This window comes from Citrobacter sp. Cpo040, assembly GCF_030332915.1.
Lineage (GTDB): Bacteria > Pseudomonadota > Gammaproteobacteria > Enterobacterales > Enterobacteriaceae > Citrobacter > Citrobacter portucalensis.
This window is the reverse complement of the sequence record NZ_JAOWGX010000035.1, coordinates 60532-86880: the sequence shown is the minus strand read 5'-3', so window position 1 is coordinate 86880 and position 26349 is coordinate 60532. Positions and strand designations below refer to the sequence as shown.

Sequence of the window (26349 nt, the reverse complement as noted above, 5' to 3'; positions counted from 1 at the left end):
TTAAAGAGTCGCAACAGGCGTGGCGACTGGATCCGTTGTAATTTTGACTGTGTCGAAAAATCCCTCTCTTTTTATGTGGTTACTCAAATAGCTAATGAATATCACCGAATTTTGTGGCCGACTTAAAAGTTTTATGTGAACTATCTTATCCGGCACAGATATTTCAGGTTAGAAACTATTTCCCTATTTACACATTGTTTCTCATCGTCATATCGCTATTTGATATTGTCGATTAATCCTTTGTTACTAATGCGTCATCCGAAGAGCGTTATGCGGGGGTTTCGCGAATTTACGGGCAATTACCTCCCCTTTAAGTGGTGGTGATCACACTTTTATGCTCATCCCCGCTCCTCCTCCCTCCCTAATCCGTGCCAGGATGAGGAATGTCAACAACGAGCCAGGCAAACTAGCGATAACGTTGTTTTATTACCTAAGGATCTGGAACCCCTATGTCACAGCCTACTTTCAACAAAGATCAATTTCAGGCTGCCCTGACGCGTCAGTGGCAGCGCTTCGGTTTACTGTCGGCTCAAGAAATGACGTCGCGCCAGTGGTGGCAGGCAGTGAGTGGGGCGTTGGCTGAGTTACTCAGCGCCCAGCCTGCGGCGAAACCGGCAAAAAATCAGCGTCACGTTAACTACATCTCGATGGAGTTTTTGATTGGTCGCCTGACCGGCAACAATTTACTCAACCTCGGCTGGTATCAGGCGGTGAGCGATGAGCTGAAAGTGCATGACGTCAACCTGACTGATCTGCTGGAAGAAGAGATCGATCCGGCGTTGGGTAACGGTGGATTGGGACGCCTGGCGGCCTGCTTCCTTGATTCGATGGCGACAGTCGGCCAGTCGGCGACGGGCTATGGCCTCAACTACCAGTACGGCCTGTTCCGTCAGTCGTTTGCCGATGGCCAACAGATGGAAGCCCCGGATGACTGGCTTCGCGGCAGCTACCCGTGGTTCCGTCACAACGAGGCGCTGGACGTGCAGGTTGGGATTGGCGGCAAAGTCACCAAAGAAGGGCACTGGGAGCCTGCGTTTACCATCACCGGCCAGGCCTGGGATCTGCCGGTTCTCGGTTACCGTAACGGCGTAGCGCAACCGCTGCGTCTGTGGCAGGCCAGCCATGCGCACCCGTTTAACCTGACCAAATTTAATGACGGCGATTTCCTGCGCGCAGAGCAGCAGGGCATCGACGCTGAAAAACTGACGAAAGTGCTGTACCCGAACGATAACCACACCGCGGGTAAAAAGCTGCGCCTGATGCAGCAGTACTTCCAGTGCGCCTGCTCCGTAGCCGACATTCTGCGCCGCCATCATCTGGCAGGGCGTAAGCTGCACGAACTGGCTGATTACGAAGTCATTCAACTTAACGATACTCACCCGACTATCGCGATCCCTGAACTGCTGCGCGTGCTGATTGATGAGCACCAGATGAGCTGGGACGATGCGTGGGCGATTACCAGCAAGACCTTCGCTTACACCAACCACACCCTGATGCCGGAAGCGTTAGAGTGCTGGGATGAGAAACTGGTGAAAGCACTCCTGCCGCGCCACATGCAAATCATCAAAGAGATTAACGACCGCTTTAAGACGTTGGTTGATAAAACCTGGCCGGGTGATGCTGAAGTCTGGGCGAAGCTGGCAGTGGTGCACAATAAACAGGTGCGTATGGCCAACATGTGCGTGGTCAGCGGTTTTGCGGTCAACGGTGTGGCGGCGCTGCACTCCGATCTGGTGGTGAAAGATCTGTTCCCGGAATATCACCAGCTCTGGCCGAACAAATTCCATAACGTCACTAACGGGATTACTCCGCGTCGCTGGATTAAGCAATGCAACCCGGCGCTTGCCGCACTGCTGGATAAATCGCTGAAAAAAGAGTGGGCTAACGACCTCGACCAGCTGATTAACCTGGAAAAATACGCGGACGATGCGAAGTTCCGTCAGCAGTATCGTGACATCAAGCTGGCGAACAAAGAGCGTCTGGTGAAGTTTATTAAAGCGCGTACCGGTATTGAAATAACGACTAACGCTATCTTTGATATTCAGATTAAACGTCTTCATGAGTACAAGCGCCAGCACCTGAATCTGCTGCATATTCTGGCGTTGTACAAAGAAATCCGTGAGAACCCGCAGGCAGATCGCGTGCCGCGCGTATTCTTGTTTGGCGCAAAAGCTGCTCCGGGTTACTACCTGGCGAAAAATATCATCTTCGCCATCAACCAGGTTGCACAAACCATCAATAACGACCCGAAAGTCGGTGACAAGCTGAAGGTCGTCTTCCTGCCGGATTATTGTGTCTCGGCGGCGGAAATGCTGATCCCGGCGGCGGATATCTCTGAGCAGATTTCAACTGCAGGGAAAGAGGCTTCCGGCACCGGTAACATGAAGCTGGCGCTGAACGGTGCGTTAACCGTAGGTACGCTGGATGGCGCAAACGTCGAAATCGCCGAGAAGGTGGGTGACGAGAATATCTTTATCTTTGGTCATACCGTGGAAGAGGTGAAGGCGCTCAAAGCCAAAGGCTACGACCCGGTGAAATGGCGTAAAAAAGACAAAGTGCTGGATGCTGTCCTGAAAGAGCTGGAAAGCGGGAAATACAGTGATGGCGACAAGCATGCCTTTGACCAGATGCTGCACAGTATCGGCAAGCAGGGCGGCGATCCGTATCTGGTGATGGCGGACTTCGCGGCCTACGTTGAAGCTCAGAAGCAGGTTGACGTGTTGTATCGTGACCAGGACGCCTGGACCCGGGCGGCGATTCTGAATACCGCGCGTTGCGGCATGTTCAGCTCGGATCGCTCCATCCGCGATTATCAGGCTCGTATCTGGCAGGCGAAACGTTAAGGAATCGCGATGGAAAGCAAACGTCTGGATAATGCCGCGCTGGCGGCGGGGATCAGCCCCAATTACATTAATGCCCACGGTAAACCGCAGTCTATTGGCGCCGAAACCAAACGGCGTTTGCTTGACGCCATGCATCGCACCACCGCTGCCACTCAGGTGGCGGTAACCCCGGTGCCGAATGTCATGGTCTATACCGCTGGCAAGAAAATGCCGCTGGCGGTTGAGGGAAGCGGAGAGTTTAACTGGCTGCTGACCACCGAAGAGGGCGTGCAGCACAAAGGGCATGCCGTCGGCGGTAAATCTTTTAACCTTCCGGCGAAGCTGCCGGAGGGGTATCACACGTTGACCCTGACCCAGGGCGAGCTGCGTTCCCATTGTCGTATCATCGTGGCACCAAAGCGCTGCTATGAACCGCAGGCGTTGTTAGCCGGGCAGAAGCTGTGGGGCGCATGCGTTCAGCTCTACACCTTGCGATCGGAAAAGAACTGGGGGATTGGCGATTTCGGCGATCTCCGCACCATGCTGGAGGATGTGGCGCAACGCGGCGGCGCGTTTATCGGGCTTAATCCGATTCACGCGCTGTATCCGGCGAATCCGGAGAGTGCCAGCCCGTACAGCCCGTCGTCACGTCGCTGGTTGAACGTTATTTATATTGATGTAAACGCCGTAGATGATTTCCGTCTGAGTAAAGAGGCGCAGGCGTGGTGGAAGAAACCCGCGACTCAGCAAGCTCTGCAACGCGCCCGCGATGCCGAGTGGGTTGATTATTCTGCTGTTACCGCACTGAAGATGACGGCGCTACGTATGGCGTGGAAAAGCTTCTCTGCGCGTGATGATGAGCAGATGGCGGCATTTCGCCAGTTTGTGGCTCAGGAAGGGGATAGCCTCTACTGGCAGGCGGCCTTTGATGCGCTGCATGCGCATCAGGTGAAAGAGGACGCATTGCGCTGGGGCTGGCCGGTGTGGCCAGAAGCTTTCCAGTCAGTGGACTCGCCAGAGGTAAAACGCTTCTGCGAAGAACATCGTGATGACGTAGATTTCTACCTGTGGTTACAGTGGCTGGCGTATACCCAGTTTGCTGACTGCTGGAAAACCAGCCAGGGCTTTGCAATGCCGATAGGGTTGTATCGCGACCTGGCCGTTGGCGTGACCGAAGGCGGGGCGGAAACCTGGTGTGACCGCGAGTTGTATTGCCTGAAAGCTTCAGTAGGCGCGCCGCCGGATATTCTCGGTCCGCTTGGGCAAAACTGGGGACTGCCGCCGATGGATCCGCACATCATCACGGCACGCGCCTACGAACCGTTTATCGAACTGCTGCGCGCCAATATGCAGAACTGCGGCGCGTTGCGTATCGACCATGTCATGTCGATGCTGCGTCTGTGGTGGATCCCTTACGGTGAAACTGCCGATCACGGTGCCTACGTGCATTATCCGGTCGATGATTTGCTTTCAATTCTGGCGCTGGAAAGTAAACGTCACCACTGCATGGTGATTGGTGAAGATCTGGGTACCGTGCCGGTGGAGATCGTCAGCAAGCTGCGTGACAGCGGCGTCTACTCCTACAAAGTGCTTTATTTTGAGAATGACCATGAGAAAAACTTCCGTGCGCCGAAAGCGTACCCGGAACAATCAATGGCAGTCGCGGCGACGCATGACCTTCCTACGCTTAAAGGTTATTGGGATAGCGGCGATCTGACGCTAGGTAAAGCACTGGGCCTGTATCCGGATGAAGTCGTGCTGCGCGGGTTGTATCAGGACCGGGAACTGGCGAAACAGGGGCTGCTGGATGCGCTGCACAAATACGGCTGCCTGCCAAAACGTGCCGGTCACAAGGCGTCCCTGATGTCGATGACGCCGATTCTGAATCGCGGCATGCAACGCTACATCGCTGACAGCAACAGTGCGCTGCTGGGCTTGCAACCGGAAGACTGGCTGGATATGGCTGAGCCGGTCAACATTCCGGGGACCAGCGACCAGTACAAAAACTGGCGGCGTAAGCTCACCGCCACGCTGGAACAGATGTTTGCCGATGAGGGCGTGAATAAGCTGATTAAGGATTTGGATAAGCGGCGAAAAGCGGCCGCGAAGAAGAAGTAAAAAAGCCGGGGATTTCCCCGGCTTTTTTATGGTGATGGCTCGTAGCACGTAGGCCTGATAAGCGTAGCGCCATCAGGCTCAGTTTTATCAGACCACCATACCCAGCAGCAGACACCCTACCAGACCGCAGACAGAGATAATGGTTTCCAACATTGACCATGACTTGATGGTTTCACCGATGGTCAGGTTGAAGTACTCCTTGAACAGCCAGAACCCAGGATCGTTCACGTGGGAGAAGATGACGGAACCGGAACCAACCGCAATAACCATCAGCTCAGGGCTTACGCCGGTCGTTGCAATCAGCGGTGCCACAATCCCACCAGCAGTAATCGCTGCAACGGTTGCGGAACCCAGTGCGATACGCAGTACTGCAGCGATAGACCATGCCATCAGCAGCGGAGAAACGTTAGAGCCGTGCATCATTGAAGCGATGTATTTGTCCACGCCGCTATCAACCAGAACCTGTTTGAAGGCACCGCCACCACCGATGATCAACAGCATCATCGCGATGATTTTGATTGAGGACACCAGCGTGTCGTTAATCTGATCCATCGAACGTCCGCGGTTCAGACCAAAAGTGAACATCGCAATCAGCACTGCAATCAGCGTTGCCATGACCGGGTCACCGAGGAATTCTGCAACCGTCAGGAAAGCATGGCCTTTCGGCAGAATCATCTCCGCCACGGCGCGCATTGCCATCAGGATAACCGGGACCAGAGAGGTCCAGACGCTGACGCCAAAGCCTGGCATCTCTTCTTCAGTGAAGGTTTTTGCGCTGTACAGACCTTCCGGGATTGGCTTATCTATGCCTTTCAGGAAACGCGCGTATACCGGACCGGCGAGAATAACGGTCGGGATTGCCAGAATCGTACCAAACAGCAGAGTTTTACCCATATCTGCGTGGAAAATGGTGGCAATAGCGGTTGGACCCGGGTGCGGCGGCAGGAAGCCGTGAGTAACGGACAGCGCAGCCGCCATCGGCACACCAACGTACAGCAGCGGGATGTTAGCAGCGGCAGCAATGGTGAATACCAGCGGCAGCATCAGCACGAAGCCGACTTCGTAGAACAGGGCAAAACCGACGGTGAATCCGGTTAATACCACTGCCCACTGAATGTGTTTTTTGCCGAATTTAGCAATCAGCGTGGTTGCGATGCGCTGTGCGCCGCCGCAGTCCGCCAGCATTTTGCCCAGCATGGCGCCAAAACCCATAATCAGGGCGAGGCTGCCAAGGGTTCCGCCGACGCCGGCTTTAATCGAACCGATGACTTTATCCAGTGGCATCCCTTGCATCAATCCGACAGCAAGCGCCACCAGGACGAGAGCGATGAAGCCGTTCATTTTGAAACGGATCATCAGGAGGAGTAACAAGATTACACCGATAGCAACGATGACTAATGGCATGATTTACCTGGCCTTTACTTTGTTATGGGTAACGTCAGTGTTTAGATGACAAATTCCGATTGTCCCGACCGGGAACAGAGTATTCTCAGCACCAATGCTGGTTGCCTTCAAAACTAATCAGTTTAACTGGCTATTATGGGTGTGTTAGGTGCTGATACGAATGATACGGGTAACATGCTGCGCTTGAAAATCACCTGGACAGGCAAAATTTAAAATATGAGAGGCTGGTCAAATTATGCGGGGGATTGTTGCAGGGCACAGGCAGAGAAATGCAGTGTTGTAGGCCGTTACGCTGCCATTCGGCAGCAATGCCCGATAGCGACGCGGGTGCGTCTTATCGGGCCTACGGATACTCTACAGATTCGGGCGTTAGTAGTAAGAGTGCTCGCCGCGCTGGTGTTCGGTTAAATCGCGAACGCCTTTCAGTTCAGGGAATTCAGCCAGCAGCTGCTTCTCGATACCTTCTTTCAGCGTTACATCTACCATTGAACAGCCGTTACAGCCGCCGCCAAACTGCAGAATGGCGTAGCCTTCATCGGTGATTTCCATCAGAGAGACACGACCACCGTGGCCAGCCAGCTGTGGGTTGATCTGCGATTGCAGCATGTACTCCACGCGTTCCATCAGCGGCGCATCATCGGCAACTTTACGCATTTTGGCGTTTGGTGCTTTCAGGGTCAGCTGGGAGCCTAACTGGTCGGTAACGAAATCGATTTCTGCATCTTCCAGATACGGTGCGCTCAGTTCATCAACATATGCGGTCAGCAGGTCAAATTTAATGGCGGTGTCGGTTGCTTCCACGGCGTCCGGCGGACAATAAGAAACGCCGCATTCAGCGTTAGGCGTGCCGGGATTAATCACAAATACGCGGATTTGTGTCCCTTCTTCCTGATTTGCCAGCAGTTTGGCAAAGTGCGCTTGTGCAGCATCGGAAATATGGATCATAGTAATGGCCTAATAGTTGACTATTTTACTTGGTTATAATACGCCCATCATCGAGGCTCTACAAGGTTCGACACAGGCACCATACCTGGACAGTCGCCGCGCCATTGCGTAAAAGCAGCTGCGCGATTTCCGCGACGGTACTTCCGGTAGTGACGACATCATCCACAATAACCATATGGAGTCCCTGCACCGGCAATTCAAGGCGAAAGGCATTTTTCAGGTTACGTTTACGTAATCGGGCGCTGAGATGGTGCTGTGTGGCGGTTGCCCGAACCCGCGAGATGGTCCGGCTGTCCCAGTCGCAACCCAGCCAGCGCGCCAGCGGACGGCACAGTAAATCGCTCTGATTAAACCCCCTGCGCCAGTGTCGGCGTTGCCAGAGCGGGACGCTGACCAGCCTGTCCGGTAGAAGAAGGCCGCTGGCGCGCCGGGCCTGTAGTACCTCCAGTAATAGCAAACGTGAAAGAGCTGAGGCTGTTTCGCTGCGTCGTGAAAACTTGAGCTGGTGGATAAGCCCGCTCAACGGCGGAACATAGTCGCTGACGGTAACCAGTCTCTGCCACGGCGGCGGTTTTTGCAGGCAGCGCCCACAGGGAATGACGGTATGAGCGGCAGGGAGTCCACATTGAGGGCACAGGCTGGCGTGTTGACGCGTTGCCCGCGTACAGACTGAGCAGATCCCCCAATGCCCTAATGTCAGGGGCATTCGGCATAGCCAGCACAATCCCGGTACTGTTAGCATAGATGCATCCTTTCAGGCTAAAAGAGAACAATAACTGATGAATGACATCTGGTGGCAGACCCAGGGTTCGGGAAATTGCCATCTTGTGCTGCTGCACGGATGGGGACTGAATGCGCAAGTGTGGCATTGCATAAGCGAGGAACTGAGCTCGCATTTTACGCTGCATCTTGTCGACTTACCGGGATTTGGTCGTAGCCAGGGTTTCGGTGCAATGTCACTGGAAGAGATGGCTGAGCGGGTATTGAAACAGGCACCGGAGAAAGCTATCTGGCTCGGATGGAGTCTGGGCGGGCTGGTCGCGAGTCAGGTAGCGTTAACGCATCCTGAGCGTGTTCAGGCGCTGGTGACCGTCGCGTCTTCTCCTTGCTTTAGCGCGCGGGATGAGTGGCCGGGAATCAAGCCAGAGGTGCTGGCAGGCTTCCAGCAGCAGCTGAGCGAAGATTTCCAGCGTACGGTGGAGCGTTTTCTGGCATTGCAAACGATGGGCACAGAAACCGCGCGTCAGGATGCGCGAGCGCTAAAGAAAACGGTGCTGGCTTTACCCATGCCGGACGTCGAGGTGCTCAATGGTGGACTTGAGATCCTGAAAACGGTCGATCTGCGAGAACCGCTGTGCGCGGTGGAAATGCCTTTCCTGCGGTTGTACGGCTATCTTGACGGGCTGGTGCCGCGCAAAGTCGTCCCGATTCTGGATGCACTGTGGCCGCAGAGCGAGTCTTTGGTGTTTGCCAAAGCGGCGCATGCGCCGTTTATCTCGCATCCCGCCGAATTCTGTGCAGCGCTTGTGGCGTTAAAACAGAAACTATAAATTTGATGTGTTGCCCGGTGGTGCCATGCTCGCCGGGCCTAAGATTAATGGCTGCGCGTAGCCAGATCCTCAGCGGTCAGGCCAGTAATTCTGAAGATGGTTAGTGGGTCTATACCATCAGCCAGCATAGTTGATGCAATACGTAATGCTTCCTCTCGTTTGCCTTGTTGCAGACCCGTTTGTAACCCTTCTTGCAACCCTTTCCTATGGCCTTCCTGAAGACCATTAAGGTGCCCTTCCTGTCGTAATCTTTCGGCGATAGTCATCAACTTGTCCTTATGTTGGGGTAAACGTTCGGCGACTTCATGAAGAAACTCGCCAAAATGTGTGGTGTTACCGGCCTGCATTAAATAATTAAACAAGGCTTTCAACTGGTTGTCATTAGCGTGTCCTTTAACAAGCAGGATGGCCAGTTTTTCTACCAGCCCCATCAAATCGCGTTTACGAATATGCTTTTGGATGAGCTCCAACAGCGCCATCCGGCGATGCTGCATAATCTCGTCATCGGGCACAACAGTGATATCGATCAGTGGAAACGCGGTGCTATACCTGAGAAAAAAGATGACGAGACTCTACTTCCCAGGTTACCAGTAATCATCCACGAATTAATAACGATGCGTGGCTGGCTGGAGGATAGATCTTCTTTGCTGAAATAATGAAATCTGTGTGGAATCCATTACGCAAAAAAGCCGGATATCAGCGTAAACGCGCTATCCGGCCTGGATGTTTGCATCATTTGTAGGCCGGATAAGCGTAGCGCCATCCGGCAAAGAGCATCTGATTAGCGTAAAGCCCACCACTCGCGCAGGCAGGCTTTACCTTCCGGGCAACTTTTGCAGCTTCCGGAAAGACACCCGTCGGCATCTTCCTGAATCCGCACCGCTTTGCCCATCTTTTCTAACTGATTCAGCATGGCGTCAATCATGGGCTGCGGGGTATGCAGCGTGTGGCTAATTTGTGTCGCCTCCATGCGCCCCCGCAAAGCCAGTAAATCACGAACCTGAATAAGCGATGCCATTGTCGATAACCTTAGTGGCAATCGCCAGTCGTGCTGGAACAGCAAGAACTCGCCGTCCTGTTGGTTGCCAGCAGTGCGAGGTCCACGCGGCTGCGAGCTCGACGCAGCAGGCCCAGCAACACGATGTTAAACAGGATGACCGCTAAAATGCACACCAGGCTGTAGGTCGGGTGCTCTTTGTAGCTGACCGTCTGATAAAACAGCGTCGACAGAGAGTAGGCGATATTCAGGCCCCACAGAATCGAGAAGCTCATCCAGCCACGGCTGGATTCACGTGCGATAGCGCCCATCACTGAAATGCACGGTACATACAGCAGAACAAAGATCAGGTAGCTGTACGCGGCGGCGGCGCTGCCAAATTTCTCGCCCATCACGCCCATTGCACCAGTCGCCATTTCACCGTCGCCCTTGCTGGCTTCGATAGGGTTAGCCAGCACGCTCAGGCTGAAAGTGTCTTTCAGGCTTTGCCAGGTTTCATCTACCGCGCTGAGCAGCTCATCACCGAGGTGGAAATCTGCCGGGTTGAACTCTTCTTCCTGAATGTTTTCTGCGGTATAGAGCGTGTTCAGCGTACCGACAACCACTTCTTTCGCCATCGCGCCGGTGAACAGACCTACGGTTGCCTGCCAGTTATCTTCGTGAACACCAATCGGTTTGAAGACTGGGGTAATGACGCGGCTCACGGAAGCCAGAGCAGAGTCGTTGATGTTGTCGACGATTTTCCCGCTCAGTGAGAAGCTGTTAAAGGCACTGAGGAAAATGCTGACGATGATGATGACTTTACCTGCACGCAGAACGAAGCCTTTCAGACGTTGCCAGGTTTGAATGATCAGACTCTTAATGTGCGGCACGTGATATACCGGCAGCTCCATCACGAACGGCGTTGCTTCGCCACGCATGATGGTGTGTTTGAGCATCAGGCCGGTCAACACCGCCATGACGATACCCAGCACGTACAGCGAGAAGACCGCCAGCGCGCCGTTCTGACCAAAGAACGCGGCGGCAAAGACGGCGAAAATCGCCAGACGTGCACCACAGGACATAAACGGCGCCATCATGATGGTCATCAGACGCTCACGCGGGGCATCCAGCGTACGTGCGCCCATCACTGACGGTACGTTACAACCAAAGCCGACGATCAGCGGGACGAACGATTTGCCCGGCAGTCCCAGCGCCTGCATCAGACGGTCCATCACAAATGCGGCGCGCGCCATGTAGCCGGAGTCTTCAAGGAAGGAGAGGAACAGATACATCATGCCGATTTGCGGTACCAGCGGCAGCACGGTGTTAATCCCGCCGCCAAGGCCCTGGGCCAGGAAGATGGTCAGCCAGTCCGGGAAATGCAGCGTATAGCCAATCCACTGAATACCATGGATAAAGAGTGCCACGGAGCCAACATCAAACAACGGCTGCAGCGCGCCGCCAATGTTGATGGCAAGCAGGAACATCAGGTACATCACGAACAGGAAAATCGGCAGACCGAGGAAGCGGTTGAGGATAATTTTATCTACCGCGGTGGTGAAACGGCTCGGCTCTGCCGTCAGGGTATTACTGACGGTATCGCAGATAGCAGCAATGCACTGGTAACGTGCATCGGCAATATGTAGCGCCGGGTCGTCCATTGTCTCGCTCAGGCGAGCAACAGCGGCATCAAGGTTTTGTGCTGCATCACCGGCGTAAGCACGGCTGTAGATATCGCCTTCGAGCATCTGCAGGCCTAGCCAGCGGCGCTGTTTAAGCGGCATATCTTTGGCCATTGCGTCGGCGAGGGAATCAGCTTCTTGCAGCAGCGGCTGGGCATAATGGACCAGCTCAACGGTGTCGTTTTCTTTGTAGCGATCGATCGCCAGCTTCAGTGCTTCAATGCCGCGGGCGCGGGTGGAAACCAGTGGAACCACCGGACAGCCAAGACGAGCGGAGAGGGCGTCGATATCGATACGGATTTGCTGTTTCTCAGCAATATCCAGCATGTTCAGTGCGACGATGCAGGGAATACCCAGCTCAAGCAGTTGCAACGTCAGGTAGAGGTTGCGTTCAAGGTTTGAAGCATCGACCACGTTGATCAAGAGATCCGCGTCGCCGCTTAAAATATAGTGGCAGGCAATCTGCTCATCGAGAGAGGTTTGCGATGAGATTGTCGTCAGAGAATAGGTGCCGGGTAAATCGACCAGCGTGACCTGGTGGTCCGTCGTGGCGAAATGGCCTTCTTTACGCTCAACGGTAACGCCAGCCCAGTTGCCTACACGCTGGCGCGCGCCGGTGAGCTGGTTGAATAAAGTTGTCTTGCCGGAATTAGGATTACCAATTAAACCAATGGTTAGTTTTTTCATTTTTATAGACTCACTGTATTAACAGGAAACCGCTTCCACTTCTAATAACGCCAGATCCTTCTTACGCAATACCAGACTTACGCGACGCGTTTCGATATGGATAGGATCGCCGAGCGGGGCGACGCGTACCACGTTGAAGGATGAGCCGGGTAGCATGCCAAGTGACAACAGTTTCTGACGATAAGCCGGGCTGATTTCACGGGCAAAACCGGTAATTTTCCACGCACTGTCAGGAGTGAATTGCATAGGGACCTACTTATATCTCGCTAACTGGATGATAACCTCATGGGGCGACAGGGCGGCATGAGACCAGATGATTAGCCAACGTAAGGAAAGAGTAAATAATCAACAAATCAATGATAATGAGAATGGTTTCTATCATCAATAGAATAAATGTGACGGAATGTACAATTGGATAATAATTTGAGCCAATTTTGATATTCCTCAATATTTATTCTGGTTGGAAACGAGTGATTCGCGGAAGTAATTATTGGGGATCTTAATGTTTAATTAAGGTTTCATCTGTTAATGAAGTGATAAATATATTGTGGTGCAAAGCGGGGCATGGATTAAATATGCCGGATGACGACGCTCATGCGTCTTATCCGGCCTGCAAATTAATTGCGATAACCTGGCCGGACAGGGCGTTTACACCACCATCCGGCACAGGGTTTAAACTTAGCGTTTTTTACCCATCGCCGCCGCCAACGCATCCATCATCGCGCTGTTGCCCGCAGGCTGTGCGTCACGGCCACGCGGTTTCGCCGCTTTTGGTGCCGGGCGATTGCCCTGAGCGCGATCGTTATTCCCGCCGCCGCGACGCGCATTGGTTTCACCCGGCTGCTCGTCCAGACGCATGGTCAGCGCGATACGCTTACGTTGCAGGTCCACTTCCAGCACTTTCACCTTCACAATGTCGCCCGCTTTCACCACGGTGTGTGGATCTTCGACGAACTTATTCGACAGTGAAGAGATATGCACCAGACCATCCTGATGCACGCCGATATCAACAAATGCGCCGAAGTTGGTGACGTTGGTGACTGCCCCTTCAAGAATCATTCCCGGCAGCAGATCGTTCATGGTTTCTACACCATCGGCAAACTGCGCGGTTTTAAATTCAGGACGCGGATCGCGGCCCGGCTTTTCCAGCTCTTTGATGATGTCGGTGACGGTCGGCACCCCGAAGCGTTCGTCGGTAAAATCAGCGGCTTTCAGATTACGCAATTCGCTGCTGTTACCCATCAGATCACGCAACGATTGCTCGGTGGCAGCCAGAATGCGTTCCACAACCGGATAAGCTTCCGGGTGAACGGTAGAGGCATCCAGCGGGTTATCGCCGTGGTTGATACGCAGGAAGCCCGCGCACTGTTCAAAGGCTTTAGGACCCAGGCGGCTGACTTTTAACAGTTGCTGACGGTTCTGGAATTGACCGTTCTCATCACGCCAGGCAACGATATTCTGCGCCATCATGCGCGTCAGACCAGCAACACGGGTCAGCAGCGGTACGGAGGCGGTATTCAGATCGACGCCGACGGCGTTCACGCAGTCTTCCACCACCGCATCCAGCTTACGCGCCAACTGAGTCTGGCTTACGTCGTGCTGATACTGGCCCACGCCGATAGATTTCGGATCGATTTTCACCAGCTCAGCCAGCGGATCCTGCAGACGACGGGCGATAGACACCGCACCACGCAGAGATACGTCGAGGTCCGGGAACTCCAGCGCCGCCAGTTCGGATGCGGAGTAAACCGACGCGCCGGCTTCACTGACGATCACTTTCTGCGCGGTCACTTGCGGGAACTGCTTTTGCACGTCGAGGAAGAAACGCTCGGTTTCGCGCGACGCCGTACCGTTACCAATCGCCACCAGTTCAACGTTGTGTTTTTCACACAGCGCCGCAACGGCAACGGCGGCTTTGGCGGCCTGACCGGTATGCGGATAAATGGTGTCGGTCGCGACCAGCTTGCCGGTACCGTCAACCACTGCCACTTTTACACCGGTACGCAGACCTGGATCGAGGCCCATGGTGGCGCGCAGCCCGGCCGGAGCGGCCATCAGCAGGTCATGCAGGTTACGGGCAAAGACGTTGATAGCTTCATCTTCCGCACGTTCGCGCACGGTACCCATCAGCTCCGTTTCGAGGTGCATCAGCACTTTGATGCGCCAGGTCCAGCTAACCACGCCTTTACGCCAGCTGTCTGCTGGGGCGTTGTTCAGGCGTAGTCCCAGGTGATCCCGGATAATCTGCTCGCCGTGGCTCTCTTTTGGTGGCTCATCGAATTGCGGATCGGCATTCAGTGAAAGCTGTAACACACCTTCGTTACGACCACGGAACATGGCCAGCGCACGGTGGGATGGTACTGTAGAAATCGGTTCGTGGTGATCGAAGTAGTCGCGGAACTTAGCGCCTTCCTCTTCTTTACCGCTTACCACGGTGGCAACCAGATGGGCGTTTTTCCACAGATAATCACGTACTTTCGCCAGCAGAGCAGCGTCTTCAGCGAAGCGCTCCATTAGAATGTAGCGCGCGCCGTCGAGGGCGGCTTTGGTATCCGCCACGCCGTTTTCGGCGTTGAGATATTTTGCGGCTTCCATTTCCGGGTCGTGAGACGGTTCGTTCCACAGTAGGTCTGCCAACGGCTCCAGTCCGGCCTCAATGGCGATCTGCCCACGGGTGCGGCGCTTTGGTTTATACGGCAGATAGAGATCTTCGAGTTCGGTCTTACTTAACGTACCGTTGATCGCTTTCGCTAGATCGTCGGTCAGTTTGCCTTGCTCGCCGATAGATTTCAGGATTGCCTGACGGCGGTCTTCCAGTTCACGCAGATATCCCAGACGGGTTTCCAGATTACGCAGTTGCGTATCGTCCAGACCGCCGGTGATTTCCTTACGATATCGTGCGATAAACGGCACGGTGTTCCCTTCGTCAAGCAGGCGAACGGCAGCTTCTACCTGTTCAGCACGAGCCTGAATTTCACCTGCGATAATGCGGCAGAAAGAATCATTCATCATGGATAGCTTCGTCTATAGGATAAAAAATCAGGGGATAGTTATACGGATTGACTGGCAAAAATGCCAGCCATCTGCCGGGGCTTCGGATTGTTCCGGTCTCACTTCACATATTCAATCTCGTTCACGTACCAGCTGGCTTCGCCACCTGGGGTGTTTACTACTGCGAGATCGCCGACCTCTTTTTTCAATAGCGCCCGCGCCATTGGTGAGTCGATTGAGATGTAATCCTTACGACCGAAGATCTCATCGTAGCCAACAATACGGAATTTGCGGATGTCGCCATCGTCATTTTCAATCTCAACCCATGCGCCAAAGAAGACTTTGCCTTCCTGCTGCGGGGAGTAATCGACGATTTTTAGATTCTCCATGCACTTGGTCAAATAACGGACGCGGCGGTCGATCTCACGCAGGCGCTTTTTATTATACTGGTAGTCGGCATTTTCGCTGCGGTCACCCAGACTTGCGGCCCAGGTAACTTTTTTGGTGACTTCCGGGCGCTCTTCACGCCAGAGATAATTCAGCTCTTGTTTAAGTTTTTCATACCCTTCACGGGTTATCAGGGGCGTTTTCATCTTATTGTTTTACCTTCGACTCTGTGATGATGCGCACAATTAGTATTACGTGAGCATATCAACAGAATAAATAATGTATTGCGAGAAACATTGTATACTTAAGCTGCTGTTTAATATGCTTTGTAACAATTTAGCCTGGAATTCATACCAGAATTCGCTGGTGACTCACGTTAGCTTTCTTAAGAATATACACTTAATTGTTGCGAACCTTTGGGAGTAATAACAATGCAAGAGAACTATAAGATTCTGGTGGTCGATGACGACATGCGCTTGCGTGCGCTTCTGGAGCGTTATCTGACCGAGCAGGGCTTCCAGGTTCGAAGCGTCGCAAACGCTGAGCAGATGGATCGTCTGCTGACCCGTGAGTCCTTTCACCTGATGGTGCTGGATTTAATGCTGCCGGGAGAAGATGGCCTGTCTATTTGCCGTCGCCTGCGCAGCCAGAGCAACCCGATGCCGATCATTATGGTCACAGCGAAGGGTGAAGAAGTTGACCGTATCGTAGGGCTGGAAATCGGCGCCGACGATTACATCCCGAAACCGTTTAACCCGCGTGAGTTGCTTGCACGTATTCGCGCAGTCCTGCGTCGTCAGGCGAATGAACTGCCGGGCGCACCTTCTCAGGAAGAAGCGGTTATCGCTTTTGGTAAGTTCAAACTGAACCTCGGTACGCGTGAAATGTTCCGCGAAGATGAGCCGATGCCGCTCACCAGCGGGGAATTTGCGGTACTGAAAGCGCTGGTAAGCCACCCGCGCGAGCCGCTGTCGCGAGACAAGCTGATGAACCTCGCCCGTGGTCGTGAATATTCTGCGATGGAACGTTCTATTGACGTCCAGATCTCCCGTCTGCGCCGCATGGTGGAAGAAGATCCGGCTCATCCACGCTACATTCAGACCGTATGGGGTCTGGGCTACGTCTTTGTTCCGGACGGTTCTAAAGCATGAGGCGAATGCGCTTCTCACCACGAAGTTCGTTTGCCCGCACGTTATTGCTCATCGTCACCTTGCTGTTTGCCAGCCTGGTGACGACATACCTGGTAGTGCTGAACTTCGCGATTCTGCCGAGCCTCCAGCAGTTTAATAAGGTTCTGGCGTACGAAGTTCGTATGCTGATGACCGATAAACTGCAACTGGAGGACGGTACGCAACTGGTGGTGCCGCCCGCATTCCGCCGGGAAATTTATCGTGAGCTGGGTATTTCTCTCTATTCCAACGAGGCTGCTGAAGAGGCCGGACTGCGTTGGGCGCAACACTATGAATTCTTAAGCCATCAGATGGCGCAGCAGCTGGGTGGCCCAACGGAAGTCCGCGTTGAGGTCAACAAAAGCTCGCCGGTCGTGTGGCTGAAAACCTGGCTGTCGCCCAATATCTGGGTACGCGTGCCGCTTACGGAAATTCATCAGGGCGATTTTTCACCACTGTTCCGCTATACGCTGGCGATTATGCTGCTGGCTATCGGTGGGGCGTGGCTGTTTATCCGTATCCAGAACCGGCCATTGGTGGATCTTGAACATGCGGCGCTGCAGGTGGGGAAAGGTATCATTCCGCCGCCGTTGCGTGAGTATGGTGCTTCAGAGGTGCGCTCCGTAACCCGAGCCTTTAACCATATGGCCGCAGGTGTGAAGCAGTTGGCCGATGACCGTACACTGTTAATGGCGGGCGTGAGCCACGATTTACGTACCCCGCTGACGCGTATTCGTCTGGCGACGGAAATGATGGGCGAGGAAGACGGTTATCTCGCTGAATCCATCAATAAGGACATCGAAGAGTGTAACGCCATTATCGAGCAGTTTATCGATTACCTGCGTACCGGTCAGGAGATGCCGATGGAGATGGCGGATCTGAACTCGGTGCTGGGTGAAGTGGTTGCGGCAGAAAGCGGCTACGAACGTGAAATCGAAACTGCGCTGCTGCCGGGCAGCATTCAGGTGAAGATGCACCCGCTGTCGATCAAGCGTGCGGTTGCCAATATGGTGGTTAACGCCGCCCGCTATGGCAACGGCTGGATTAAGGTCAGTAGCGGAATGGAGCAGCATCGCGCCTGGTTCCAGGTAGAAGATGATGGTCCGGGCATCAAGCCGGAGCAGCGTAAACACCTGTTCCAGCCGTTTGTCCGCGGCGACAGCGCGCGCAGTACCAGCGGTACGGGCCTGGGGCTGGCGATTGTGCAGCGTATTATTGATAACCATAACGGTATTCTGGAGATTGGTACCAGTGAACGCGGTGGATTGTCGATTCGTGCATGGCTTCCGGTTCCCTTCACTCGCACACCGGGCAACACGAAAGACGCATAACAAAGGGAGGCAAAATGCCTCCCTTTTTGTTGCTGTAGGCCGGATAAGGCGAAACCGCCATCCGGCACTTTTCGTTACAGCTTCGGTCCGGCGCTAACCAGCGCTTCACCCGCAGGGGTATCGGTATATTTCTCGAAGTTCTCGATAAACAGTTTCGCCAGCGCATTGGCTTTTTCCTGCCACTGCTCCAGAGATGCGTAGGTATTACGCGGATCGAGAATGCGAGTGTCCACACCCGGCAGCTCGGTCGGGATAGCCAGGTCAAACATTGGCAGACGGAACGTTTCCGCGTCATCCAGCGAACCGTTCAGGATGGCGTCGATAATCGCACGGGTATCTTTGATAGAGATACGCTTGCCGGTACCGTTCCAGCCGGTGTTAACCAGATACGCCTGCGCACCTGCCGCCTGCATACGTTTAACCAGCACTTCTGCGTACTGCGTTGGGTGCAGAGACAGGAATGCTGCGCCGAAGCAGGCTGAGAAGGTTGGGGTCGGTTCGGTGACGCCGCGTTCGGTACCGGCCAGTTTGGCGGTGAAGCCAGACAGGAAGTGGTACTGTGTTTGGTCTGCGGTCAGGCGAGAAACCGGCGGCAGCACGCCAAATGCGTCGGCGGTCAGGAAGATCACTTTGGTAGCATGGCCCGCTTTTGACACCGGCTTAACGATATTATCGATGTGATAAATCGGGTAGGAAACGCGGGTGTTCTCAGTTTTTGAACCATCATCGAAATCGATGGAACCATCTTCGCGCACGGTGACGTTTTCCAGCAGCGCGTCACGACGGATCGCGTTGTAGATTTCCGGCTCGGCATCTTTAGACAGTTTGATGGTCTTCGCGTAGCAACCGCCTTCGAAGTTAAATACACCGTCGTCATCCCAGCCGTGTTCGTCATCGCCAATCAGGCGACGTTTCGGGTCGGTGGACAGCGTGGTTTTACCGGTGCCGGACAGGCCAAAGAAGACTGCCACATCGCCTTTTTCCCCAACGTTTGCTGAGCAGTGCATGGAGGCAATGCCTTTCAGCGGCAGCAGGTAGTTCATTACGGAGAACATACCTTTCTTCATTTCGCCGCCGTACCAGGTACCACCAATCAGCTGGATACGCTCAGTCAGGTTGAAAGCCACGAAGTTTTCTGAGTTCAGACCCTGCTCTTTCCACTGCGGGTTGGTGCATTTAGCGCCGTTCATCACGATGAAATCAGGTTTGAAATCAACCAGCTCTTCGTCGCTTGGGCGGATGAACATGTTTTTGACAAAATGCGCCTGCCAGGCAACTTCGGTAATGAAGCGCACGGAAAGACGGGTATCGGCGTTAGCGCCGCAGAAAGCATCAATGATAAACAGGCGCTTGCCGGAAAGTTGCTGGGTGACTAATCCTTTCAGATGCTGCCAGGTTTCCGGGGAGAGCGGTTTGTTGTCGTTCTTACCTTTACCTTTGTCGGACCACCACAGCGTGTCGCGCGTGGTGTCGTCACGGACAATGTACTTATCCTTTGGCGAACGTCCGGTAAAGATACCGGTATCAACGGCAACGGCGCCCAGATTCGTTAACACGCCACGTTCATAACCTTCCAGGTTTGGATCAAGTTCTTCCTGGAAAAGCGTGTCGTAGTCTGGATTGTAAACGATATCCTGAACGTCATTGATACCATAAGCCTTGAGATCTTGCGGGGTTAAACTGTTGTTCACACGCATTTCACTGCTCCTTAGCCAATATGTATTACCTGGAATAGTAAGGTTTTTTAGGGATTGTTAACCGCGACAAGGCTCATAGATTTACGCATCCGGGAAAATCACGGGCGACCGAATGCGCTGCGACTCCTGTCACAAAGAGGCAGATATTATGGCAGGAAACCCTTTTTTGTTGTGGAAAATGTTCTTAAAACGTTAATGGAGAGTGTTTTTGGCGGGAATCTTGTGAGTGTAATCGCATTCACGTAAGAAATGAATGTGGGTTATACATAAACAATATCGATTCACTTCCCGTCGTCGTGGTCTGAAATCGCTCTATCAATGCTCAAAATTGTGAAGTTGATGCGATAATTAGCTTTTCCCTTCATTCTGGATACTGACATGGATAGTGCTGAAATTTCACGTACGACGCGTTGGGGCATGATATTCATCGGCCTGTTGCAGGGGACATTATGCTATCTGCTGATGACATATCTGGTGCCCCATAATGACGGCTGGCTGTTCTATGGCATGCCTGCGACGATTGCGATCACCTCGGCTCTTTTACTTACTGTTGTTTCTTTCAAACAACGCGCGCTGTGGTACTGGATGGCGCTGATCTTTGTTGTCGTGCTGGCGATGAGTGTCTGGCTAAAGTGGCAAGTCGAGGACAGTGATAAGTGGCGGCAACATGAAGTTTTTATGTTCTATGGTTGGCGCTTACTGCTGATGGCGATGCTTGCTTTGCCCTGGATTCAGTACTCGCTTCATGTCTCTCGTGAGCAGACGCGTTACCCGCATTTTTATCGGCAATTGTGGCTTAATGCGTTGACGTTGCTGATTGTCTTTGTCGCCAACGGTTTGTTCTGGCTGGTGCTCCTGCTATGGAGCGAGATGTTTAAGCTGGTCGGTATTCCCTTCTTCAGCACGCTCTTCTTTGATACCGACTGGTTTGGCTATGTGGCCTTTGGCCTGATTACCGCACTGGCAGTGGTACTGGCCCGTACACAGTCGCGCCTGGTCACGGCGGTACAAAAATTACTGACGTTTATCGCCACCGGTCTGTTACCTCTGGTCGCGCTGTTGGCGCTGATGTTCATACTGACCTTACCCTTCACTGGGCTGGAGGCTATTTCGCAACGCGTGTCTGCTGCTGGGTTGATGTCAACGCTGACGCTGCTCCTGTTGCTGTTGATGGCTATCGTGCGTGAACCGCAAAAAGAGGCGTTACCCTATCCTGGCGCGTTACGCTACCTGATCAAATGCTCTCTGATTGTCGCGCCCATCTATATGCTGATTGCAGGTTGGTCACTGTGGGTCCGAATACAGCAGTACGGTTGGACGCCTGAGCGTTTGTATGGCGTGCTGGTGGTCGTGGTACTGCTGGTATGGTCGTTTGGCTATCTGGCCAGCATTTTGCGCCGCGGGCGCAATCCGCTTGAGCTTCAGGGGCTGGTCATTCTTGGCGTTTCGTTGCTGGCGTTGGGGCTGTTGGTTCTGCTGTCATCGCCGGTTATTGATGCCTGGCGCATCAGCGTTAACAGCCATATGAGGCTGTATCACAGCGGAAAAATTAAACCGGATCAAGTCAGCCTGTATATGTTGGATCACAGTGGAAAACCGGGGCGCGCAGCGTTGGAAGCATTACAAAAAGATGTGGCGTTTAATCAAGACAGTAAACGCAGACGCGACTTGATTTCTCTGCTGCAAGGGCGCCGGGATGCGGTTAAAGAGCTAACCGCAACACAGTTAGTATCGAAGGTTGTGATTGCTCCGGGGAGCCAGAAGCCAGACGATGCGTTCTGGGCGTTTGTCAAAACACAGGGGTATCGCATCACCTCTTGTGCTGAGCAGAATGCGTGCGTACTGGTGAGTCAGGACCTCAATGCGGATGGTCATCCTGAGCAGGTGTTATATGCCTTTGGCGATGGGGAGAGTCTGGTCTTCGGCGTGCAAAAAAACAAATGGGATTTGTTAGCTGTTGCCAGGCTACCTGAAGGATTCAATAAGGATAAATTGCTGCAGGCGGTGGCGAATCAGCAACTGGGCTCAGCCCCCAGAATCTGGCGGGATATCACTATTGATGGCAAAAGACTGCCGATGACTTATTACACCGAGTGAGTGTGTTGCCGACATCGTTTTTGCCGGATGGCAGCGCGAACGCCTTATCCGGCCTACGACAGTTTTTCCGTAGGCCTGATAAGCGCCGTGCCATCAGGCAAGACAGTGATTAATGCACCTGGGGATCGGCAGGGGAGGCATTGCTGCGGATCTCAGCAATATCCATGGCGTTAAACAGATAGTGACTACCGCAGTAATCGCAGTGCATATCGATCTCGCCTTCTTCCGCCAGAATGCTGTCCACTTCTTCGTCCGGCAACGTTTTTAGTGCGCCTGCGCAGCGTTCGCGTGAACAGGTGCATTTGAACTCAACGTCCTGTGGATCGTAGAGAGTAACCTCTTCTTCGTGGTACAGGCGCCACAGCACTTCGTTGGCCGGCAGCGTCAGCAGCTCTTCGGCTTTGATGGTTTCGGTCAGGGCGGTCAGGTGATCGAAATCATCTGCCTGCGCGTTTTGCGCCGGCATTACCTGCAGCAGCATTCCGCCAGCAGCGGGTTTGCCATCAACGTCGCCAGTGCGGATGAACAGGCGTGTCGGCAGCTGTTCAGAACGCATGAAGTAATCTTCCAGACACGCTGCCAGCGTGTCACCTTCCAGACCGACCACGCCTTGATAACGCTCGCCTTCTTCCGGGGTAATGGTGATCACCAGGTAACCGTTGCCCACCAGCGTTTTCAGGTTGGCATCTTCAGGAATATCACCCTGCATGCGGGCCACGCCGCGCATCTGCTGATTGTTGTTGCCGTTGATGACGGCCAGGCTCAGCGGACCATCACCCTGCAACTGCACAGTGATATCACCGGCAAATTTCAGCGTGGCGGTGAGCAGGCTGGTGGCAACCAGCAGCTCAGCCAGCACGTTTTTGACCGGCTGCGGGTAAGTATGATTTTCGAGGATCTGTTGCAGGGTTTCCGAAACGGTCACCAGCTCGCCGCGCACGGCAAAGTTTTCAAACAGATAACGATGTAATTGGTCATGTTGCGGCATAATCATCTCTCTTGCAGGTGACAGTCACTCGCTGTCGCCGTGTTTAAATCGTAACAGGTCGCGGCGCTCTTTCTTGTCCGGTCGTCTGTCCGGGTGCGGCATGGTTAACGCGTTAAGTTTACGCGCCAGCGCCATTTTTTCGCGTTTTTCCACGCTTTCCGCGGTTTCTTCATACAGCGTAACGGCTTCCGTTGCCGGGCGACGCTGCTCGGTAATGGCCTTGATAATGACCGTTCGTTCGTCATTTCCCTGGCGAAGGGTGAGGGTGGCGTTCAGCTCGACAATCTTGCTTGGCTTACTGCGCTGGCCGTTGTAGTGCACCTTACCGCCTTCAACCATTTCGCGGGCTAGCGCACGCGTTTTGTAAAAGCGTGCAGCCCACAGCCATTTATCCAGCCTGACTTCAGCAGAGGGCTTTTCTTTCATGGCGTCTCCTTCACATCAGTGAGGGGATCAGTCGGCGGTAGTCATTCAGTGACGGATGGCGTGCGTACTGTTTTTCGGCGATGCCGGAGTCGGGATTGGTCACGCCGAGGCAGTAACGAATACCGTACAGAGCAGCGGCGTCGAGAATGGGTTCGCTGTCGTCAATAAACAGCGTCTTCTCTGCACTCATTCCCGTTTCTTCAGCCACAGCGTGCCATAACCGCTGATCCTCTTTGGGATAACCAAATGTGTGGGTGGAAAGTAATAAATCAAGGTGTGAGGCCAGACCGGTATGCTCAAGCTTCACCGCCAGATTATGCGGATGCGCGTTGGTGAGCAAAATGCGGCGCTTGCCGCTGGCTTTTAAGGCATCAAGAAACGGTACGGTATCTTCGCGCAAAACGGCGCGCGGTCCCTGTTCCGTAGTCATGGCGCAAATATCCAGATCCAGGCACTCGCTCCAGTAATCCAGGCAGTACCAGTTTAGCGTATGCTGCACGGCATGATACTGCTGACGAATATAGTCCTGGGCTTCCTGGGGAGAGATACCCTGCTTCGCGCCATAGGTTTCCGGCACCAGTTTTTGCCAGAAATAGTTATCGAATGCCAGGTCGAGCAGCGTGCCGTCCATATCTAACAACACGGTGTCGACATCCTGCCAGGCAATATTGATATGCATGGAAACTCCCCAGAAGAAAACATGATGCGCGACAGGGTAGCATATCCTGGCGCGCGAGCGTGTTATCGAATCAGGCTTTCCGGGTTGTCAATCAGTGTTGGATTGAGGCAACTTTCATAGTAGCTCTGAATTTCCGCGATGCGGGTGCGGTGACGCTGGTAGCGTCTGAATGCCTGTATGCTGTTGTAGATAGCGCATCCGAGCATGGAGAACATCAGCAGCGTCGTGCCAAGGTAGCGCCATAAACCTGAGCGGTCCGGGATACGGTGCAGTCCAATGTGCTGGGTGCCATTGGCGTCAGTCGAAATATTGGTGACGATCCCCTCCGCGCGAAACGGCGTCTGCATTAGCATCTGTGCCAGGCGCTGGAAGGCGTTCCACTGTTCCTGAGGCGGATAGTCATATAGCGAGGTCGTCGGCCACGGCTGATCGACCAGATCGCTGCCTTCGTCGCTGATAATCAGGAAACCGCCGGGAGCAGGGCTATTCAGCGCCTGGGCTGCTCGCGCAGTCTCGCGTGAAATAAACGGTGCCGTAGAGGTATTCACCAGATTATCTAACGACTCTGCGCTTACCGGACGCAGCAGCACGTTCACCCCATCCAGTTTGCCTGCGTTCGCTCGCTTCACCAGCGCGGCCCAGTCTTTACTGTTACCGAGGTTAACCAGCGCATTCTTTAAGCGTACACATTCATCTTTGGCTGCACACAGATCGGCCGTTTTCAGGACAATCTCACCAAAATCGTCCAGTAACACCATGCCGGACTTTTGGATTGCTGAGCGTAGCGATGCGCTGACGCGAGAGTCATCGTCAGGTTTGGGATGCAGCTGACGGCTCACTGCCTGCGTGAGGGCGGTAGCCTTATTCACCAGGTCAGACTCAGGCAGCGGCAATGCGCGCGCGTCATTCCAGATAATTTGCGAGCAATCGAAAGGCATAAACGGCGTGGCAGGCTGCGCATTCCAGCTCCCTTGGGTATGAATGTTACACATACCCGTACCACTCAGGTGCAGCGTGTCACCCACGCGAACGCCCGCGTTTTCGAGCTGTTTAACGCTGGTGGCTTCGATAGTTTGCGCGCCCTTCATCCAGGAGAGCGTGACCTTTATCGGCATATCCAGCGGGATCCAAAACAGCAGCATCAGTAGTACCAGCAACGAGCCGCCTGCGATGACGGCGTTGCGCAGCCAGTGCTGTAACGGGAAGTTTTTCACTTCATCGTGCAGAGATAAAAAACGCCCCTGGCGGGCAACGTAGCGATCGAGATAAATATCGATATCCGTTTGCTGGCCAAGGTCTTGGGCGATGTAAGGTTGCCAGTGAGGTGGGTAGATCAGATCAATAATACCCAGCGAGATATTATTAATTTGTTCCTGGTCGTTTTCGCCAAATAACCCCCAGCGACGTGGCGTACCGCGCAGACAATGAATTTCCCGCAGGGCGCTTTTGGACGGCGGGGCGAACAATCCCCACAGACCCGCAGCTAACAGCAATACCGCGCCACCAACTGCCCACGGAACAAACGTGTTCGGGATAACCAAACAGAAAAAGAACAGCAGGAATGAGGCGGTTATCAGCAACGCCTCGCGCAATCCCGAAGGGCGGCTGAGCGCATATTCTTCATGGGTTTCCTGGCGAATATTCAGCAGTTCAATCTGCTCACTTTCTTCACCACGAATGGACGCCTGGGTAGAAGCGGTGTGCTGCAACGCATAGCCACGCGCTTCCTGCATATATTCCTGCAGCGTATGGCCGTTCAACGAGATAACCAGCGGTATCGTATTGGTGTGGATTATCTCAACGCTGTTTTCGTCGTTGATGTATTGTTCCCAGAAAGGGGGAAGATGTACCTCAACGGAATCAAGATAGTAGCGCCATTTGTTAGGATCGTCGGTGGTAATGCCGTAACGTGTAATCGAACGAGTAAGCACGATGACGCTATTACTTTGGGCATTCAACGTTAATGAGACCGGCGCAGCACTGGCTCCTGTTGGACCAGGAACTTGCTGAATTTGACTAAGGCTTTCGAGATAGTTTTCGACTGCGCTGCGTTCTTCAGGTGTGAGTTTACGTTTCGAGGCGTCTGAGAAGACGCTGCTCAAGGGTAAATTTTTCTGCCTGGATTTTGATTTGAGTAGCCATCCTGCAAGCAATGAGCAGGCCAGCAAAGCAGCTAAAAAAATCAGAATGGTGCTCATGCTTTCCCCATCTTACTTAGTCTGTCAGGCGTGGTCAGTCGCACCCTGTTCAATATTCGTGATTCTGTGGTTGGCTATCGGCAAGTGTGGAGTCGAACTTGAGCATCTTTAAGTACAGCCCAGTAAATGCGAATCATAGCAAAATCACCAAAAATGGAATATCAGCAAATTCCTGGAGTTATTTCAACCTATTGACTTT

Annotated in this window: 19 protein-coding genes and 1 pseudogene; 6 read left to right on the top strand and 14 right to left on the bottom strand. The window is 53.6% G+C overall.

The features are described 5' to 3' along the window. Positions 1–449 precede the first annotated feature (449 nt). Positions 450–2843 (top strand): maltodextrin phosphorylase, encoded by a 2394-nt coding sequence (malP, locus tag OGX86_RS13375; protein ID WP_071692514.1) that lies wholly within the window; start codon positions 450–452, stop codon positions 2841–2843. A gap of 9 nt (positions 2844–2852) precedes the next feature. Further along, positions 2853–4940, top strand: coding sequence for a 4-alpha-glucanotransferase (malQ, locus tag OGX86_RS13370; RefSeq protein ID WP_286640210.1), 2088 nt, complete (start codon positions 2853–2855; stop codon positions 4938–4940). A gap of 87 nt (positions 4941–5027) precedes the next feature. On the opposite strand, the gene gntT is transcribed toward malQ, so the two are convergent. From gntT to gntX, 3 genes are all read right to left on the bottom strand, one after another. After that, positions 5028–6344 (bottom strand): gluconate transporter, encoded by a 1317-nt coding sequence (gene gntT, locus OGX86_RS13365; RefSeq protein WP_003023507.1) that lies wholly within the window; start codon positions 6342–6344, stop codon positions 5028–5030. Between the two features lie 369 nt (positions 6345–6713). Continuing rightward, positions 6714–7289, bottom strand: a complete 576-nt coding sequence (gene nfuA / locus OGX86_RS13360; RefSeq protein ID WP_003023509.1) for a Fe-S biogenesis protein NfuA — start codon at positions 7287–7289, stop codon at positions 6714–6716. A gap of 58 nt (positions 7290–7347) precedes the next feature. Further along, positions 7348–8031, bottom strand: a complete 684-nt coding sequence (gene gntX / locus OGX86_RS13355) for a DNA utilization protein GntX (protein WP_063941389.1) — start codon at positions 8029–8031, stop codon at positions 7348–7350. A gap of 37 nt (positions 8032–8068) precedes the next feature. Here gntX and bioH point away from each other — a divergent pair, with 37 nt between their 5' ends. Further along, the gene (gene bioH / locus OGX86_RS13350) at positions 8069–8839 is read left to right on the top strand and encodes a pimeloyl-ACP methyl ester esterase BioH (RefSeq protein ID WP_125362807.1); all 771 of its coding nucleotides are present in this window, start codon (positions 8069–8071) and stop codon (positions 8837–8839) included. A 44-nt stretch (positions 8840–8883) separates the two neighbouring features. Here bioH and OGX86_RS13345 read toward each other — a convergent pair. The 6 genes and pseudogenes from OGX86_RS13345 to greB form a co-directional block, all read right to left on the bottom strand. Then, positions 8884–9387 (bottom strand): annotated as a pseudogene (locus tag OGX86_RS13345) (Rpn family recombination-promoting nuclease/putative transposase); the annotation flags it as partial. Between the two features lie 233 nt (positions 9388–9620). Beyond that, a complete protein-coding gene (gene feoC, locus OGX86_RS13340) occupies positions 9621–9857 on the bottom strand; it encodes a [Fe-S]-dependent transcriptional repressor FeoC (protein WP_003023516.1) in 237 nt (78 codons plus the stop codon). Positions 9858–9868: 11 nt separating this feature from the next. Beyond that, positions 9869–12187, bottom strand: a complete 2319-nt coding sequence (gene feoB / locus OGX86_RS13335) for a Fe(2+) transporter permease subunit FeoB (protein WP_008786334.1) — start codon at positions 12185–12187, stop codon at positions 9869–9871. 18 nt (positions 12188–12205) lie between these two features. Next, positions 12206–12433, bottom strand: coding sequence for a ferrous iron transporter A (gene feoA, locus OGX86_RS13330; RefSeq protein ID WP_003023519.1), 228 nt, complete (start codon positions 12431–12433; stop codon positions 12206–12208). 432 nt (positions 12434–12865) lie between these two features. Next, a complete protein-coding gene (locus tag OGX86_RS13325; RefSeq protein ID WP_048227412.1) occupies positions 12866–15199 on the bottom strand; it encodes a Tex family protein in 2334 nt (777 codons plus the stop codon). A 98-nt stretch (positions 15200–15297) separates the two neighbouring features. Next, entirely contained in the window at positions 15298–15771 is a 474-nt protein-coding gene (gene greB, locus OGX86_RS13320) for a transcription elongation factor GreB (protein ID WP_003023524.1), read from the bottom strand. Between the two features lie 225 nt (positions 15772–15996). On the opposite strand from greB, the gene ompR reads away from it, so the two are divergent. Then, positions 15997–16716, top strand: coding sequence for an osmolarity response regulator transcription factor OmpR (ompR, locus tag OGX86_RS13315; protein ID WP_001157751.1), 720 nt, complete (start codon positions 15997–15999; stop codon positions 16714–16716). Beyond that, complete coding sequence (gene envZ / locus OGX86_RS13310; RefSeq protein WP_128316728.1) at positions 16713–18065, top strand: two-component system sensor histidine kinase EnvZ; 1353 nt, start codon at positions 16713–16715, stop codon at positions 18063–18065. Before ompR ends, envZ begins: the two co-directional genes overlap by 4 nt. Positions 18066–18139: 74 nt before the next feature. Here the strand turns inward: envZ and pckA are convergent, their stop codons facing one another. Further along, positions 18140–19762, bottom strand: a complete 1623-nt coding sequence (gene pckA, locus OGX86_RS13305) for a phosphoenolpyruvate carboxykinase (ATP) (RefSeq protein ID WP_286640209.1) — start codon at positions 19760–19762, stop codon at positions 18140–18142. 378 nt (positions 19763–20140) lie between these two features. On the opposite strand from pckA, the gene OGX86_RS13300 reads away from it, so the two are divergent. After that, on the top strand, positions 20141–21859 hold the full coding sequence (locus OGX86_RS13300) for a DUF4153 domain-containing protein (protein WP_286640208.1): 1719 nt from the start codon (positions 20141–20143) through the stop codon (positions 21857–21859). A 109-nt stretch (positions 21860–21968) separates the two neighbouring features. Here the strand turns inward: OGX86_RS13300 and hslO are convergent, their stop codons facing one another. The 4 genes from hslO to igaA all read right to left on the bottom strand — a co-directional run bounded on the left by hslO (position 21969) and on the right by igaA (position 26150). After that, positions 21969–22847, bottom strand: coding sequence for an Hsp33 family molecular chaperone HslO (gene hslO / locus OGX86_RS13295; protein WP_048227445.1), 879 nt, complete (start codon positions 22845–22847; stop codon positions 21969–21971). A 24-nt stretch (positions 22848–22871) separates the two neighbouring features. Next, positions 22872–23273 (bottom strand): ribosome-associated heat shock protein Hsp15, encoded by a 402-nt coding sequence (gene hslR, locus OGX86_RS13290; RefSeq protein WP_003837900.1) that lies wholly within the window; start codon positions 23271–23273, stop codon positions 22872–22874. A 10-nt stretch (positions 23274–23283) separates the two neighbouring features. Beyond that, positions 23284–23952, bottom strand: coding sequence for a GMP/IMP nucleotidase (yrfG, locus tag OGX86_RS13285; protein WP_003023533.1), 669 nt, complete (start codon positions 23950–23952; stop codon positions 23284–23286). A gap of 62 nt (positions 23953–24014) precedes the next feature. Continuing rightward, positions 24015–26150: an intracellular growth attenuator protein IgaA gene (gene igaA, locus OGX86_RS13280; protein WP_128316731.1), complete on the bottom strand. Its 2136-nt coding sequence runs from the start codon at positions 26148–26150 to the stop codon at positions 24015–24017. Positions 26151–26349: the final 199 nt, after the last annotated feature.

Bases quoted from the DNA above. Each gene is read 5' to 3' on its own strand.
- malP (WP_071692514.1), top strand. From the start codon at position 450: ATGTCACAGCCTACTTTCAACAAAGATCAATTTCAGGCTGCCCTGACG.
- malQ (WP_286640210.1), top strand. From the start codon at position 2,853: ATGGAAAGCAAACGTCTGGATAATGCCGCGCTGGCGGCGGGGATCAGC.
- gntT (WP_003023507.1), bottom strand. From the start codon at position 6,344: ATGCCATTAGTCATCGTTGCTATCGGTGTAATCTTGTTACTCCTCCTG.
- nfuA (WP_003023509.1), bottom strand. From the start codon at position 7,289: ATGATCCATATTTCCGATGCTGCACAAGCGCACTTTGCCAAACTGCTG.
- gntX (WP_063941389.1), bottom strand. From the start codon at position 8,031: ATGCTAACAGTACCGGGATTGTGCTGGCTATGCCGAATGCCCCTGACA.
- bioH (WP_125362807.1), top strand. From the start codon at position 8,069: ATGAATGACATCTGGTGGCAGACCCAGGGTTCGGGAAATTGCCATCTT.
- feoC (WP_003023516.1), bottom strand. From the start codon at position 9,857: ATGGCATCGCTTATTCAGGTTCGTGATTTACTGGCTTTGCGGGGGCGC.
- feoB (WP_008786334.1), bottom strand. From the start codon at position 12,187: ATGAAAAAACTAACCATTGGTTTAATTGGTAATCCTAATTCCGGCAAG.
- feoA (WP_003023519.1), bottom strand. From the start codon at position 12,433: ATGCAATTCACTCCTGACAGTGCGTGGAAAATTACCGGTTTTGCCCGT.
- OGX86_RS13325 (WP_048227412.1), bottom strand. From the start codon at position 15,199: ATGATGAATGATTCTTTCTGCCGCATTATCGCAGGTGAAATTCAGGCT.
- greB (WP_003023524.1), bottom strand. From the start codon at position 15,771: ATGAAAACGCCCCTGATAACCCGTGAAGGGTATGAAAAACTTAAACAA.
- ompR (WP_001157751.1), top strand. From the start codon at position 15,997: ATGCAAGAGAACTATAAGATTCTGGTGGTCGATGACGACATGCGCTTG.
- envZ (WP_128316728.1), top strand. From the start codon at position 16,713: ATGAGGCGAATGCGCTTCTCACCACGAAGTTCGTTTGCCCGCACGTTA.
- pckA (WP_286640209.1), bottom strand. From the start codon at position 19,762: ATGCGTGTGAACAACAGTTTAACCCCGCAAGATCTCAAGGCTTATGGT.
- OGX86_RS13300 (WP_286640208.1), top strand. From the start codon at position 20,141: ATGGATAGTGCTGAAATTTCACGTACGACGCGTTGGGGCATGATATTC.
- hslO (WP_048227445.1), bottom strand. From the start codon at position 22,847: ATGCCGCAACATGACCAATTACATCGTTATCTGTTTGAAAACTTTGCC.
- hslR (WP_003837900.1), bottom strand. From the start codon at position 23,273: ATGAAAGAAAAGCCCTCTGCTGAAGTCAGGCTGGATAAATGGCTGTGG.
- yrfG (WP_003023533.1), bottom strand. From the start codon at position 23,952: ATGCATATCAATATTGCCTGGCAGGATGTCGACACCGTGTTGTTAGAT.
- igaA (WP_128316731.1), bottom strand. From the start codon at position 26,150: ATGAGCACCATTCTGATTTTTTTAGCTGCTTTGCTGGCCTGCTCATTG.